General features: G+C 65.0%; 8 protein-coding genes. 4 read left to right on the top strand and 4 right to left on the bottom strand.

What is annotated here, in order from left to right; translation table 11 throughout:
- Window positions 1-71 precede the first annotated feature (71 nt).
- Genes V0R59_RS23695 through V0R59_RS23685 form a run of 3 tightly spaced genes read right to left on the bottom strand, consistent with a single transcriptional unit; the run spans window position 72 to window position 3,944 of the window.
- Window positions 72-1,670 (bottom strand): FadD3 family acyl-CoA ligase, encoded by a 1,599-nt coding sequence (locus V0R59_RS23695; protein ID WP_330077635.1) that lies wholly within the window; start codon window positions 1,668-1,670, stop codon window positions 72-74.
- 11 nt (window positions 1,671-1,681) lie between these two features.
- Window positions 1,682-2,704 carry a ferredoxin--NADP reductase gene (locus V0R59_RS23690; protein ID WP_330077636.1) on the bottom strand — a complete coding sequence of 341 codons (1,023 nt, stop codon included), beginning with the start codon at window positions 2,702-2,704 and terminating at the stop codon, window positions 1,682-1,684.
- Between the two features lie 52 nt (window positions 2,705-2,756).
- A complete protein-coding gene (locus V0R59_RS23685) occupies window positions 2,757-3,944 on the bottom strand; it encodes an acyl-CoA dehydrogenase family protein (protein WP_330077637.1) in 1,188 nt (395 codons plus the stop codon).
- Between the two features lie 303 nt (window positions 3,945-4,247).
- On the opposite strand from V0R59_RS23685, the gene V0R59_RS23680 reads away from it, so the two are divergent.
- The 4 genes from V0R59_RS23680 to dmpG all read left to right on the top strand — a co-directional run bounded on the left by V0R59_RS23680 (window position 4,248) and on the right by dmpG (window position 7,885).
- On the top strand, window positions 4,248-5,021 hold the full coding sequence (locus tag V0R59_RS23680; RefSeq protein WP_330077638.1) for a glucose 1-dehydrogenase: 774 nt from the start codon (window positions 4,248-4,250) through the stop codon (window positions 5,019-5,021).
- Window positions 5,022-5,102: 81 nt separating this feature from the next.
- Window positions 5,103-5,894, top strand: a complete 792-nt coding sequence (locus tag V0R59_RS23675) for a fumarylacetoacetate hydrolase family protein (RefSeq protein ID WP_330077639.1) — start codon at window positions 5,103-5,105, stop codon at window positions 5,892-5,894.
- 28 nt (window positions 5,895-5,922) lie between these two features.
- Complete coding sequence (locus V0R59_RS23670; protein WP_330077640.1) at window positions 5,923-6,852, top strand: acetaldehyde dehydrogenase (acetylating); 930 nt, start codon at window positions 5,923-5,925, stop codon at window positions 6,850-6,852.
- 10 nt (window positions 6,853-6,862) lie between these two features.
- Window positions 6,863-7,885, top strand: coding sequence for a 4-hydroxy-2-oxovalerate aldolase (gene dmpG / locus V0R59_RS23665; protein WP_330077641.1), 1,023 nt, complete (start codon window positions 6,863-6,865; stop codon window positions 7,883-7,885).
- A 45-nt stretch (window positions 7,886-7,930) separates the two neighbouring features.
- On the opposite strand, the gene V0R59_RS23660 is transcribed toward dmpG, so the two are convergent.
- On the bottom strand, window positions 7,931-14,956 hold the full coding sequence (locus V0R59_RS23660) for an RHS repeat-associated core domain-containing protein (RefSeq protein ID WP_330077642.1): 7,026 nt from the start codon (window positions 14,954-14,956) through the stop codon (window positions 7,931-7,933).
- Window positions 14,957-15,008: the final 52 nt, after the last annotated feature.

The raw sequence follows: 15,008 nt of genomic DNA, 5'->3' as shown, positions 1-15,008 counted from the left end.
TGTTGTTGTCCGGACTTGCCAGCGCAGAGTGGAACAGCGCTGGCAAGGGCACATCGTCCGTTTGGTGAAACTCAGCCGTTGGCCACCACGGCCCGCAGTTCGTTCTTCGCCACCTTGCTCGATGCGTTCAGGGGCAAGGCCGCGAACAGCCGCACCCGCCGCGGTACCTTGTAGTTGGCCATGCGCTCGCGGCTCCAGGCGATCAGCTCGCCCTCCTCCAGCGCCCGTCCTTCGCGCAGCACCACGCAGGCGCAGCCCACCTCGCCCATGCGCGCGTCGGGAATGCCGATCACCGCGACCTGGGCAATGGCCGGATGGGCGATGAGCGCCGCCTCGATCTCCGCCGGGTAGCAGTTGAAACCGCCGACGATGTACATGTCCTTGAGGCGGTCGGTGATCACCAGGTTGCCGTGCCCGTCGAGGCGACCGACGTCGCCGGTGTGCAGCCAGCCGTCGGCGTCGATGGCCTCGGCGGTGGCCTCGGGGTTCTCGAAGTAACCGCCCATGACGTGGAAGCCGCGCAGGCAGATTTCCCCGGTTTCACCGCCAGGCAAGGCATGGTTGTGCGGATCGCGGATGCTCACTTCGGTGCCCGGCAGCGGGCGACCGCTGGTCCCGGCGATGATTTCTGCAGAGTCTTCCGGGTCGCAGATGGTCGCCAGACCGCCGCATTCGGTCAGGCCGTAGGCGGTGGTGACCACGCTGAAGCCCAGCTCGTTGCGCATGCGCTCGATCAGGCTCGGCGGGATGCTCGCCGAGCCGGTGACGGCGATGCGCAGGCTGGACAGGTCGGTCTGCGCCAGGCGCGGATGGGACAGCAGCGACAGGTACAGGGTCGGCGCCCCCGGCAGCACGCTGATGCGCTCGCGGGCGATGCGCTGGAACACCGCCTCGGCATCGAACACCGCATGGGGCAGGATGGTCGCCCCGGCGATCAGGCAGGTCAGCCAGCCGGCCTTGTAGCCGAAGGCATGGAAGAACGGATTGACGATCAGGTAGCGGTCCCCGGGGCCCAGGCCGATCACCTTCACATACTCGCTGAACGCCCGCAGGTTCTGGCCGTGGGCGCTCATCACGCCCTTGGGCTTGCCGGTGGTGCCGGAGGTGAACAGCAGGTCGCACATCGCCTCGGGCCCGATGGACAGGGCACGGCGCTCGGCAGTGAGTTTCTCGATGGTCAGGGCGCCGGTGAGGAACTGGCGGTAGCCGAGGTCACGGGTGTCAGTGGCGCTGTCGGCATCGAGGATCACCTGGTGCTCCAGGCTGGCCGGCCGGTGCGGCTGCAGCAACTCGACATAGTCGACATCGAGAAAGCGGCGCTGCACGAACAGCACGCGGCAACCGCTGCGTTCGAGGATATCGGCGGCCTCCTGGCCCTTCATCCGCGTGTTCACCGGCACCAGCACGGCGCCGGCACAGTGGATGCCCAGCGCGGCGAGGATCCACTGGCGGCTGTTCGGCGCCCACAGGCCGACCCGGTCGCCGGCCTGGATGCCCAGGGCCATCAGGCCACGGGTGATGGTCATGACCTGCTCGGGCAGATCGGCGTAGTCCAGGCGCTGGCCATCTTCCTCGATAGCGGCATGTCCGGCGAAACGGCGGGCGCTGGCAAACAGCAGGCGGGCGATGCTGCCGGGCACTTCGGTGTGATTCAGGCTCGGATCGATCATGGGCTCGTTCATCATTCGGGGAAGCGGATACGCAGTTGCGCGCTGGTGGGCACGGCCTGGCAGGCAAGGATCCAGCCTTCGGCCAGCTCATCGGCGTCCAGGGCGTCGTTGATCAGCAACTCGACCTCGCCGCTTTCCAGGGTGCACATGCACGAGGCGCAGCCACCGACGCGGCAGGCGCTGGGCGGATTGAGGCCGGCGCGGTGGAGGGCGTCGAGCACGGTTTCGCCGCTGTCGACGGGCAGCACGTGGTCCTCGCCGTCGAGGCGTACGGCCAGTTGCGCGGCCACCGCCGCCTCGCTGGCCACCTGGGGCAATACGTCGCCTTCGCCCGGCAGGGACACGAAGCGTTCGACATGGACCCGGCCATGGGGCATGCCGAGGCTCTTCAGCGCGTCCACCGCAGCGTCCATGAACGGCCCCGGGCCGCAGATGAAGGCCTGGGCATCGACGAAGGGCCGTGCCAGTTCGGCCAGTTGCGCACTGGACGGCACGCCCTGGATCGCATCCAGCCAGTGGATCACCTGCAGGCGCCGGGGATGGGCGCTGGCCAGCTGGCGCAGCTCGTCACGGAAGATCACCGAGCGTTCGTCGCGGTTGGCGTACACCAGCAGGATCCGGCCCTGCCCGGCCAGCAGCGCCGAGCGCAGGATCGACAGCACCGGGGTCACGCCACTGCCGCCGCCGAACAGCAGCAGGTCGTCGTCCAGCGAGCGCGGGACGAACACGCCCGCTGGCGGCAGCACGTCCAGCTGCTGGCCTTCCTGCAGGTCCTCGCACAGCCAGTTGGACGCACGGCCATCGCGCACGCGCTTGACCGTCACCCGCAGCGGTTCGTCCAGCAGCGGCGTGCTCGACAGCGAATAGCAGCGCGGCAGCCAGCCGCCCTCGAAGGGCACGCGCAGGGTCAGGAACTGGCCCGGTCGATAGCGAAAGCGCTCGGCGAGATGCTCGGGCACCTCGAACACCAGCGAACGGGCATCGGCGGTTTCCTCGATCACCCGCGCCACGCGCAGGGCAAGATAGTCATTCATGGTTCGGTACTCGGTGCGGCCTGCCCGCGGCGACACCGGCAGGCGGATGGGCTCAGACGAACGGGTCCGGGTTGGGCAGGCCCAGTTGCACCGCGCCGAAGCTGCGCCCGTAGGCCATGAAGTTGTTGGCGATATGCCCGCGGGCCTGGTGCAGGTCACGGAAGATCCGCGCCACCGGGTTGCTGTTGTACAGACCGGAAGCAGCCATGCTGCGCAGCAGGTCGTTGACCCGGTCGGCGCAGACATTGGTCACGTAGGACGACTGGTAGCGGTACAGCAGGCGGGTCTCGGTGTCCGGGTATTCGCCGTTGCGGGCCAGGCTCATCAGGTGCTCGTAGTTGCGTTCCAGCACCAGCCTCAGGGCGTCGACGGTGATGGCCGCCTCGGCCACGGCGATCTGCGCCACCGGATCGTCGGCGGTGCGGGCGCCGTGCTTGCCGATATGCGCGGCGGCGTTGGCACGGAACTCGTTGATCGCTCCTTGCAAGGCACCGATGGCCGAGGTGGACACGGCGCGGGAGAATACCTGGGCGAAGGGAATGGCGTAGATCGGGTTGGTGTTGACCAGGCGACCCGGGGTGGCCTCGATGCGCCAGTTGTTGGTGCGCTGCACGCGGTGGGCCGGGACGAAGACATCGTCGACGACGATGTCGTGGCTGCCGGTGCCGCGCAGGCCGAGGACGTCCCAGTTGCGTTCGATGGTGTAGTCGCTGCGTGGCAGGAGGAAGGTACCGTGTTCGCTGGCGAAATCGCCGTCGGCCGGGAGGATGCCGCCGAGGAACACCCACTGGCAGTGCTCGCTGCCGCTGGAGAAGCCCCAGCGCCCGCTGATGCGGTAGCCGCCCTCGACCACGCTGACCTTGGCCGCCGGCATGTAGGTAGACGCGATCAGCGCGCCGTGGTCATTGGCCCAGACCTCGCGTTGTGCCTCGATCGGATAGCGCGCCAGTTGCCAGGGGTGGACGCCCATCACGCCGTAGATCCAGGCGGTGGACATGCAGCCCTCGGCGAGGGTCATCTGGATCTCGAAGAAGGTTCGCGGGTCCACTTCGTAGCCGCCGAAGGCGCGGGGTTGCAGGGCGCGCAAGAGGCCTGCGGCCTGCAGCTCGATGATGCTTTCATCCGGCACCCGCTGGTCGCGTTCGGCCTGGGCGGCGCGCTCCTTGAGCAACGGCACCAGGCGCCGGGCGCGTTCGAGCAGCTCGATTTCTTCTTCGTTCTTGTCGCGGGTGCTGTACATCGTCGGATTCTCCGGATTCGGTTGCAGGCTGGGGAGAATCATCGGGGCGGTGGTGGGGGGAATCATCGTCAAAGCGGACTAGGGCGTTTGCTGCAACGGCCTCATCGATGCAGGGGTATCTACACGCCTCAGCGAAGTTGAGAAACCAGAGGTTGAAAGAGCGACGCGCGCCTTGTGGGGGGCTTGCCAGCGATGAGGCCACCAGCCACACCACAGCCCGGACGGCTAGTCCATTGAGACGATGCCCCACCCGCCCCCGCCCGGCCATAGTGGTCCAACGCCCAACGGACCAAGGACACCCCCATGAGCATCCTCGAACGCTTCCACCTCGACGGCAGTGTCGCCCTCGTCACCGGCAGCGGCCGCGGTATCGGCCGGGCAATCGCCCTGGCCTATGCCGACGCCGGCGCCGATGTGGTCTGTTCCGCCCGTTCCCTGGCCGAGGTCGAGGCCGTCGCCGAGGAAGTCCGCGCCCGTGGCCGACGGGCCCTGGCCATCGCTTGCGACGTCACCGACAGCCAGCAACGCCGGGCCCTGGTCGAACAGAGCCGCGAACACATGGGCCGCCTCACCCACCTGGTCAACAACGTCGGCGGCGGTGGCCCCAACGATCCGTTGCAGATGTCGCCGGAGCAGTTCGACGAGATCCTGCGCTTCAACGTCTCCACCGCCTACGCCTTCTGCCAGCTCTCCGTCCCGCTGATGCGCGAGGCCGGCGGCGGCAATATCGTCAACGTAAGCTCGGTGGCCGCGCGCTACTCGCAGCGCCATTTCAGCGCCTACGGCAGCGCCAAGGCCGCCCTCAGCCACCTGACCCGCCTGCTGGCCCAGGACTTCGCCCCGCAGGTGCGGGTCAACGCGGTCGCCCCCGGCCCGACCCTGACCGACGCCCTCGCCGGGGTCATGCCGGCGGCCATGCGCCAGAGCATGGAGGCCAACACACCGCTGAAATGCCTCGGCACCCCGGAAGACATCGCCGCCGCCGCGCTGTACCTGGCCAGCCCCGCCTCGGCCTGGGTCAGCGGCAAGATCATCGACGTCGACGGCGGCGCCGACTCCACCGTGTGGGTCGGCTGACACTCGCTTCTCACCTTTGGCCGGCAACCTTGCGAACCCGTTGGGACCGGCCGTTTTTTTCCCAGCAAGAGCCCGTATCCCATGGACGCCACCCTGATCGATGCCCTCGGCGCCGAGCTGTTCCACGCCCTGCGCAGCCGCAAGACCCTCGCCCCGCTCAGCGAGCGCTACCCGCATATCACCCTGGACGACGCCTACCGCATCTCCCTGCGTTTCCTGCAACGCCGCGAAGCCCTGGGCGAGCGCGTGGTAGGCAAGAAGATCGGCGTCACCAGCCGTGCCGTGCAGGAAATGCTCGACGTGCACCAGCCGGACTTCGGTTTTCTCACCGACGCCATGCAGGTAGCCGACGCCAGCGAAGTCAGCCTGGCCCGCTACAACCTGATCCAGCCCCGCGCCGAAGGCGAGATCGCCTTCATCCTCGGCGAAGACCTGCAAGGCCCGGGCATCACCGCCGGCGACGTGCTGGCCGCCAGCGAGGCGGTGGTGCCCTGTTTCGAGATCGTCGATTCACGCATCGACGCCTGGAAGATCCGCATCCAGGACACCGTGGCCGACAACGCCTCCTGCGGCGTGTTCGCCCTCGGCACGCAGCGCGTCGACCCGCGCGAGCTGGACCTGGCCCGGGTCGAGATGCACCTGCTGAAGAACGGCGAGCCCGCCGGCAGCGGCCTGGGCTCGGCGGTGCAGGGTCATCCCTGTGCGGCAGTGGCCTGGCTGGCCAACACCCTGGGCGAGCTGGGCATTCCGTTCCGCCGCGGCGAAATCATCCTCTCCGGCGCCCTCGCCCCCCTGGTACCGGTGGGCCCGGGCGACCGCATCAGCCTTTCCATGAGCGGGCTGGGCCAGTCCAGCCTGCGTTTCGTGCCCTGAGCACAGCACTTTTCCGGAGTAACCGAGCATGAACAAGAAGATCCGCTGTGCGCTGATCGGGCCGGGCAACATCGGCACCGACCTGCTCTACAAGCTCAAGCGCAGCGAGGTGCTGGAGCCGGTGTGGATGGTCGGCATCGACGCCACCTCCGAAGGCCTGGCGCGGGCCCGCGAGCTGGGCCTGAAGACCACCGCCGACGGCGTCGACGGCCTGCTCCCGCATGTCCTCGAAGACCGCATCCAGATCGCCTTCGACGCCACTTCCGCCTACGTTCACGCCGAGAACAGCCGCAAGCTCAACGAACTGAGCGTGCTGATGATCGACCTGACCCCGGCAGCCATCGGCCCGTACTGCGTACCCCCGGTGAACCTCAAGGCCAACCTCGGCCTCGGCGCGATGAACGTCAACATGGTCACCTGCGGCGGCCAGGCCACCATCCCGCTGGTGGCCGCCGTCGCCAGCGTGCAGCCGGTGGACTACGCCGAGATCATCGCCACCGCCGCCTCGAAATCCGTGGGCCCGGGCACGCGCAAGAACATCGACGAGTTCACCCGCACCACCGCCAGCGCCATCGAGCAGGTCGGCGGGGCCAGGCAAGGCAAGGCGATCATCGTCATCAACCCTGCCGAGCCACCGCTGATCATGCGCGACACCGTGCACTGCCTGACGGCCGACGAGCCGGACCAGGACGCCATCCGCCGCGCCATCGACGCGATGATCGCCGAAGTGCAGCGCTACGTGCCCGGCTACCGCCTGGTCAACGGCCCGGTGTTCGACGGCAAGCGGGTGTCGGTGTTCATGGAGGTGGAAGGCCTGGGCGACTACCTGCCCAAGTACGCCGGCAACCTCGACATCATGACCGCCGCCGCCGCGCGTACCGCCGAGATGTACGCCGAGGCCATCCTCAAGGGCGAGCTGCAGCCGCGCCCGGTCACCGGCCAGCCCGCCCACGTTTAAGGAGTCGACCATGGACCTTCGCGGCCAACGCATCACCGTTCACGACATGTGCCTGCGCGACGGCATGCACCCCAAGCGCCATCAGATCAGCCTGCAGCAGATGCAGGACATCGCCTGCGGCCTGGACGCCGCCGGGGTGCCGCTGATCGAGGTCACCCACGGCGATGGCCTGGGCGGCAGCTCGGTGAACTACGGCTTCCCCGCCCATAGCGACGAGCAATACCTGGCGGCGGTGATTCCCTTGATGAAGCAGGCCCGGGTCTCGGCCTTGCTGCTGCCCGGCATCGGCACCGTCGATCACCTGCGCATGGCCCACGAACTGGGGGTCTCGACCCTGCGCGTGGCCACCCACTGCACCGAGGCCGATGTCAGCGAGCAGCACATCAGCCAGGCGCGCAAGCTGGGCATGGACACCGTCGGCTTCCTGATGATGGCCCATATGAACAGCCCCCAGGGCCTGGCCGAGCAAGGCCGGCTGATGGAAAGCTACGGCGCCCACTGCATCTACCTGACCGACTCGGCCGGCTACCTGCTGCCGGAGGACGTCGCCGTGCGCGTCGCCACCCTGCGCGCGGCGCTGAAGCCGGAGACCGAGATCGGCTTCCACGGCCACCACAACCTGTCCATGGGCGTGGCCAACTCCATCGCCGCCATCGGCGCCGGCGCCACGCGCATCGATGCCGCCTGTGCCGGGCTCGGCGCCGGGGCCGGCAATACGCCGATGGAGGTACTGGTGGCGGTGTGCGAGCGCATGGGCATCGACACCGGGGTCAACCTGTTCCAGATCCAGGACGTGGCCGAGGACCTGGTGGTGCCGATCATGGACTTCCCCATCCGCAGCGACCGCGACGCCCTGACCATGGGTTTTGCCGGGGTCTACGGCTCGTTCCTGCTGTTCGCCAAGCGCGCGGAGAAGAAGTACGGCGTGTCGGCACGGGAGATCCTGGTGGAGATGGGTCGGCGCGGGATGGTCGGCGGGCAGGAGGACATGATCGAGGATACGGCGATGACGCTGGCGCGGCAGCGGGCCTGAGGAATTGTCACCCAGGGGCGCGAGGCCCCTGGGTGGCAGGCAAGGTCAGGGGAACAGCTTCTCGCGGCCTGGCATCGGTCCTGCGACGATCGAGACCGAGTCGGTCTGGCTCACTTGCTTGGGGTGCGCCATCTCAAACGCCACGACGGGACCGGAATACCAGTCCAGAATGGCGCCTAGGTAACCGACAAGCGAATCGTCGAACCCACCCTTGAACAGGTTCTTGATGCTTCCCGTCACGCCCGAAGCAGTCGGGATGCTCAAGGTGACGCCATTGGCAACACTGCCTTCAGGATTGAAATACCGAGCCTTGAACGCCTCGTAGGTACCCGCAGCCTTGGCGTCATCGGCGCCCTGGATCAGTTGAGCCAGCGCGTTGCTGCGCACCTGCTGGGCCACCCGCAGCTCACTGGCGGTTATCGGCCACTTGACCGGATAAGTCAGGGCACACTGAGGACCGCCGCGGGTTTTGAGCAGCGAGCCAAGCTTCGGAAAGTTCCCCATGCTTCGGAAGCTCGCGGCGATCCCGCCGAACGCGCCGAACATGCCGAATACCTTGCCCCAGGCTTCCAGCGTGCGGGACAGTTGCGGATCGCTCTTCTCGATGATCAGCGCCGCGATGTCGAACGAGAACGTCAGCGCCGCCAGGGTCGTGGTCGCCACGGCCAGCAGTATCGAGGTACCTGCGCTAAAGGGTGCCATCAACAATCCTATCGCTCCCACGGTCACGCGAAATGCCGTGCTGGTCGTCACCGGGCTGGCGCCCCAGCGCTGGTATTGCGCGATGACCTGATGACCACTAGGGTCGGCGTGGTTGACGGGGTCGCCGTTGCCGAACACATAGGCTGCGGCACCGCCGACGCCGAAGGGGCTGCAGTCGTCGGGAGCCAGGAAGCGCCCCCAGACCGGGTCGTACAGGCGGTAGCCATTGCCCAGGTGGTAGAGCCCCACGCGATTCAGCGGTTCGCCCTTGAAGCCAAGCCAGCTCGTCGCTTTTTCTCCTTCGAACCGCTCGCCATAGGGCCGGTAGCGGAAATGGGTGATGGCTTTCGTCTCCAGATCGATGCTGGCGATGACCGAGCCATTGGCATCGCGCAACTCGAAGGAGCGGCTGGTCTTGTCGTCACTGATGGCATCCTGCATCAGGCAGGCCTGGCTGTCGTTGCGCAGCACCAGGGTGCGCTTGGCGAAGCCCTGGCTCTTGGCTTCATCGCCCTGCACCAGGGCGTAGACGCGCTCGCCACGGTAGTGATAGGTGTCGCTCAGCTTGCCAATGCTGCCGCCGCGCACCCGCCCCTCGCTGTCGTAGCTGAAGCTGTACTGGGTCTTGTTGCCGTCGAGTGAACAGCTCTTGACCTGCCCGTTGCCGTGGTAGGCCAGCTTGCGATCGCCGCTGGAAGTCAGGCGTCCTGCGTCATCATGGGTCGGGTGACATTCGATGGGGGCTTTCACCGGCAGGTCATCGACCAGGACACCCACGTAGTCGGTCACCTGCCCCAGCTTCGCGGCATCGTAGGAGAACGTGCCCGAATAACGGACCATAGCCTTCGAGTCCTGCATTTTGGTGATGTTGCCCAGCGCATCGTAGACCCAGGTGTCCCAGATGCGGTTGATGTCTGCGCTGCGGCGACTGTCGGTCCATTTCTTCAAGCGCAGGGATGCATCGTATTCATAGCTGTCACTGCAAAGTTCCTTCTCCGTCACCTTGCCTGCCGCCGTCTTCGCTGACTTCAGCGTGCTCTTGCCCAACCGCCCGTCCGCCAGCAGGGTCCGCTCCAGGGTCAGGGTCTCGATCCCCTCGCAGGTGAAGACGCGGCGGGTTTCCTGCCCCAGGGCGTCGTAGCTGTAGCTGACCTTCATGGTCAGGTTGCCGGCCTTCAGCGCCTTGATGCTTTCGCTGGCCAGAAGGCCGTTGTCGGCATAGGTGAAGGTGCAGACGCACTGGTCGTTGCTGGAGCCGACCACCCGGTCGAAGAAATCGTATTCGTAGGTGGTGACCGTGCCGGTCAGGTCGGTGAAGGTCTGGACCCGGCCGCCGGTGGTGAAGACCAGGGTCGAGCTCTGCTTGTCCAGGGTCTGGACATGGCTGCGCTTGGCCTTGTCCATCGAGCTGCTGTAGCCGGTCAATGCCGTGGGCGTCGTGCCCGGCGTCTTCAACGTCGCGCAGGTGGATGCGCCGGTGTAGCTGAACTCGGTTTTGCAGCCGTTGACGCTCTGGCTGCTGGCCCTTCCGAACAGGTCCACGGTCTGCGTTCCCAGGCTCAGCGCGCTACCGCTGCCGGCCTTGACATGACTTTCCTTGGCTACGGCAGCGAGGCTGGCGGGGTCATAGGTGTTGCTGAGCACTACACCATCACGGCTGGTGCTCAACAGGCGACCGGCGCTGTCGTGGCTGTAGGTCGATGCTGCCCCCAGTCTGGGCGCCACCTTGCTTAACTGGCCATGGGCGTCGTAGCTGTAGTCGATCCTGTCGTGTTCGCTTTCCTTGCCGGACGCGTCGACCACAAGGTAGCGCACTGACTTCAGCAGCCCTTCGATGCCAAGCTTGCGTTCGATCCTGCAGGCGCCGCTGCCGGACGTCACGTAGTGCTCGGTGAGCGTCTTTTTTTCGACATCGAACTGGCAAGTGCTGGTGAAGTTGCCCTGGACAACACGCGCGCCGCGCACGCTCGGAGTGCGGACCTGGGTGCTTTTCTTCAGGTCCTTGCCATCGGCGCCCTTGAGCACATGGGCCTGGGTAACTGCCCCGGTCAGTTCGTCGTAGCTCCATGTGGTCCGGCGCTGTGCGGCCTTCTTGTTGTCCTTGCCGTAGTCGGTTTCCTGTTGGGTGGCGATACGGCCTTGCGGATCGTAGGTCCAACTGTGCAACTCCAGCCAGGTGCTGGCGCTTTTCATTTTCAGAGACTGCTTGCGGCCCAGCATGTCGCGGACCATACGGGTGGTGCTGCCATCCTCGACCATGTCGTAGACAAACACCGGCCCCCGGTCCACGGTGACAGTGGTTTCCCGCAGGGTGGTGGTGCCCTGGCTGACCTTCTCGCTTTTCAGATTGCCCTGCGGGTCATGGCTCCACACGGTTTTGACGCCTTCGCTGTCGGTGCTTTCCAACAACCTGCCGGTGTTGCGCGAGCGCGTCTGGCTGGACTCGACGCTGGTGGCGCCAGTGCGGGAGATAGTGGTCTTGATGGTCAGGCGGCGGCTGTCCTTGGCGTCCACGCTGTACTCGAAGCTGGTCTTGCGGCGCGAGGTTTCGATGGTCTTGCCCTGGTCATCCAGCAACACCGTTTCCACCGACTTCAAGGTGCCGTAGCCCGGCAGCTTGCTGTCGGTGTGATACTCGAAGGTCTCCAGCGACATGGACCCCGGCTTCCAGCTTCCCAGCTTGAAGCCCTCGCCATTGACCTTGCTCTGTTCCTTCAGGCTGTGGTCGAGGTCTGACAGCGTTTGCTTGAAGCTGGTCTGCTCGGCCCCACTTGTCGCCTTGATCTGCTTGTTCAGGCTGTCGGTGAGTTGCTTGGCGGCAGCCTGGGCAACTTTCAGCTGCTGGTCGACAACATTGACCCGGGTGCAGTCGGGCTGGAGGATGACCAGCTTCTGCCTCGGCCGCAGCACGTCGTCGACGACTTCATAACCGAAGAAGGTCAGGCGCTGAGGCACCTCCTTGCCATCGATGCGCTGACAGACCAGTTCCGACTCCACATCACTGGAAAGCGGCCGATGACTGCCTGTATGGGTGATGGCCACCGGCAGGTTGAAGGCGTCCTTGGCGTAGTCGTTCTTCGCCGGCAACATCTCGACCTTGGTATCTATCTGCGTACCCCAGCTCATGCCGCCCGAGCCGCCGATCACGAAGCCGAGACCGATGGGATTGACGTAGTCGACCAGCTTGAACAGGAAGCCGAAGAAGCTCCAGTCCTCCACCCGCTTGGCGGTTTCCGTCACCTTGTACTGCTGGTAGTTGTTGTAGTAGGTCCAGTAGGTGATCGTATCGTCCTCGCGACGGCTGACCGGGTTGCCCACGGCATCGACCGTCAGGCCCTGCTGCTCGACGGCGACCTCGCCCTCCCAACTCTTGCTTTGCGACACCAGGCACTTCTGGGTCTGGTCGAGCGCATGGCTGGATTGCCTGCACAGGGGTACCGCTGCGCTGCCGTACTCTTCGAAGAACGACTGCCCGCCGGAGAAACGATAGGTGCGCACGAACGCGGTTCTCGGCTGTTGGGTCCTGAAATAGCCGGTGAGGCGGGTGCTGTCGCTGGCATAGGTGTAGTCGTGGACCAGGTCGTCGAAACCCAGGGCGATGACATGCCGGTCGACCTTGCCGTCGACGGTGTAGGCCAGTGTTTCACGGTGCACGAAGCTGTCGGTCACGGTCTTGCCGCTCTCGGTGAAGTCGTGTTGCTGGGTGATCTGCAGACTGCTCAGCCGCCCTTCGCGGTCCTGCGTGACCGTGCAGCACTGTTTTCCCGAAGCGCCGAAACCGTCGAGTTCGAAGACGGTCTGCAGACTGCCCTCCTGTTTCTGGGTGAAGGTGTAGGTTTTCCTGGCCTCATTGTCATTGGGAAAAACGACCATCGACTTCAATTCCGCAGTAGGTACTTCCACCCTGGGCGTCGACATGAATATTTTTGTGAACCATTCGAACCTGGCCAGTGTGTCCCTGCCGTTCTTTATCTCCGTCACCCGGCCCAGGTCATATATGAGTTCCAGGGCATTGCCGGAAGGCAGGATCACTTTTTTCAAGCGAACAACTACATTGCCGGACAATTTCCCCTGAGTGAACGTGTAATCCTCACGCACCCCATCCTTGTAGTTGACCGTGAAGTCATAACCGAAAGTGTTCTTGCGCTCTTCCGTTGAATGAACATCCAGCCTGAAATCATCGCCATTGAATGACTTCGTGGCGAGGTCAACCTGAAGGCTCCTGCCACTCCTCAAGGTAATCACGTTGTGGTCCTGCAGATGACGAACCCCACCGTTCAGATGCAGGTGAACACCCTCCTCGGCGTCATATGACAGGCTCACCTTCAACGGATGAGTGAAGCCATCATCGGCGAACAGCTCCGCGACGGGGATATTCAGGTCCGCCTGCCCGGTCCGGGTATCCACGAAAATGTGCTTGCGCGACTCCGCGTACTTGTCGAACAGCTCCTTCGTTTCACTGGTCATCCCCGGCACATCGTAGGGAATCCCGGAAATGATCTGCGACTCGACCACCAGCCCCGAGCCCTTGGGAATCCAGAAGAAGTTCGCATCCTGCTTGTGCATCGGCTCCATCAGATGCGTCGTGGTGTTTTCCTGCCCGCCACGGATGAAACGGCAGCGTGCATTGATCTGGTTGCAAAAGTCCTTGGGCCAGAGGGTTTTCGAGAAACGCCCCGGGATGGGCCTGAACAGCAGGCTTTCGAAGATCCGCCCGCTCTTGCCGCCCTTGACGATCAGCACCACCTGCTCGTCCTCGCGCAGGTCGCGCGGGCCGATTCGCTGGCCCTTGTCCCAGTTCTTCAGGCTCATCAGGGTGGTGAAGGCCCTGACGTTCTTGGCACAAGCCCACAGTTTGTTGCGGTAACCGCTGCCGAGAGGCGCGGGCTTTTCGTCGGCGACCTTCTCCCCAGCAGCGATCAGCTGGGTCATGCTGTTGATCCGTACAGCAAGGTCCCTGGAGGCCTGGTACATGCCATTGCGTTTGTCCACCGGCCTGAAGTTGATCTCGCGCAGGATCTCCTCCGTCGTGTCGTTGAGCACGAACACCTTGCAGGTCTCGCTTCCGGCCATGTCCCGCTCCAGCGACAGGTAGCCGATCTCCTTCAGTTCGCTGGTTTCCCAGCTCACCTTCAGCCCCGAGTCCTTGGGCAGCCAGACCAGGTTGGCCTTGGCGTCCTCCTTGGGCGCGATGGTCTTCTTCGTGGTGTCCTTGACCCCGGCCTTGAGGTAGCGGCTGTGCTGGTTCAGGTGCGCGGCCAGGTCCTTGGCCCACTGCGCCGCCTTGAGCCGGGCCGGATCGGGGGTGAAGGTCAGTTCTTCGCAGAAGTTGCCCTTCTTGGTCGTCGACACCATGACCACGATGCGCTGGGCCGCTGTCAGATCGGCCTTGGCTTCCAGGGTGGCGCCCTGGACCCAGTTATCCAGATGCAGCGCGGTGGTAAAGGTACGCAGCTCGGCGTAACGCTCGAAGATCAGGTTGCTGCTGGCGTCGTCTTTCGGCGTGTAGCTGGCGGTGCTGCCCGCGCCCGCCCGGGCATGGCTGGATGACGCATTGATCTGCTTGGCCAGGTCCGCCGGCCATTGCTCCTGCTTCAAACGGTTCTTGTCTGTCCGGGCGATCAGGGTGATGCGGTCCAGTGGCCGATCGGCGATGTCGTCGAACACATGCAGGGAGATCTGCTCCTGGTCCAGTGCGGCGCGATCAGAGAGGATCTTGCCCGCCTCGCGCAGGCCGTTGAAGCTCCAGCTCACCGAGAGGCCCGAGTCCTTGGGTATCCAGATGTAGTTCGAGTTGCCTTCCCAATAGGGCTCGATCAGGTTGCCGCTCTCGCGCCCGGCGCGCACCAGCTGGCTGGTGTTGTTGATCTGGATCGCCAGGTCCTTGGTCCACAGGCCCGGAGTCAGGCGTCCGGCGCTGGGTGTGAAGTTGATGGTTTCCAGCAGTTCCCCGGTAGCGCTGCGCACCTGCACGCGAATGCTGGTGTTGGTGGACGACAGGGTCTTGGTCGAGTGCAGCGCCACCCGCTCGTCGCTGCTCCAGTTGATCTGCCGCGGCAGCGTGGCAACCAGTTGCAGCTCCCGCGAGGTGATGTTCCAGAAGTGATTCAGGTAGCTGCTTTCGAGCACCTCCCACTCGCCGCTGGCGGTTTCCAGGCCAGCGCGAACCAGGGCCGAACGGGTGTTGATCTCCCGGCAGAAATCCGCCGCCCAGACCTTCTGAGCGGTCTGCTGGCGGCTGGGGCGGAAGGTGATCTGTTCGAGCAGGGTCTTGAGCGACTTGTCGAACACATTCAAGGTGACCCGCTCACCCTCTGCGAGGTCGCGGCCCGAGAGTACTTCGCCCAGATCTTTCCAGTTACGTGCCATGGCGCATGCTCCTCGACAAGCATCGGATCACGAGTGCGCGGGCACCGTTTAA

This window comes from Pseudomonas ulcerans (assembly GCF_036324125.1).
In the GTDB taxonomy this organism is placed as follows: Bacteria; Pseudomonadota; Gammaproteobacteria; order Pseudomonadales; family Pseudomonadaceae; genus Aquipseudomonas; species Aquipseudomonas ulcerans.
Note: the sequence above shows the minus strand (reverse complement) of the source record. Positions and strands in the feature narration are given on the sequence as shown.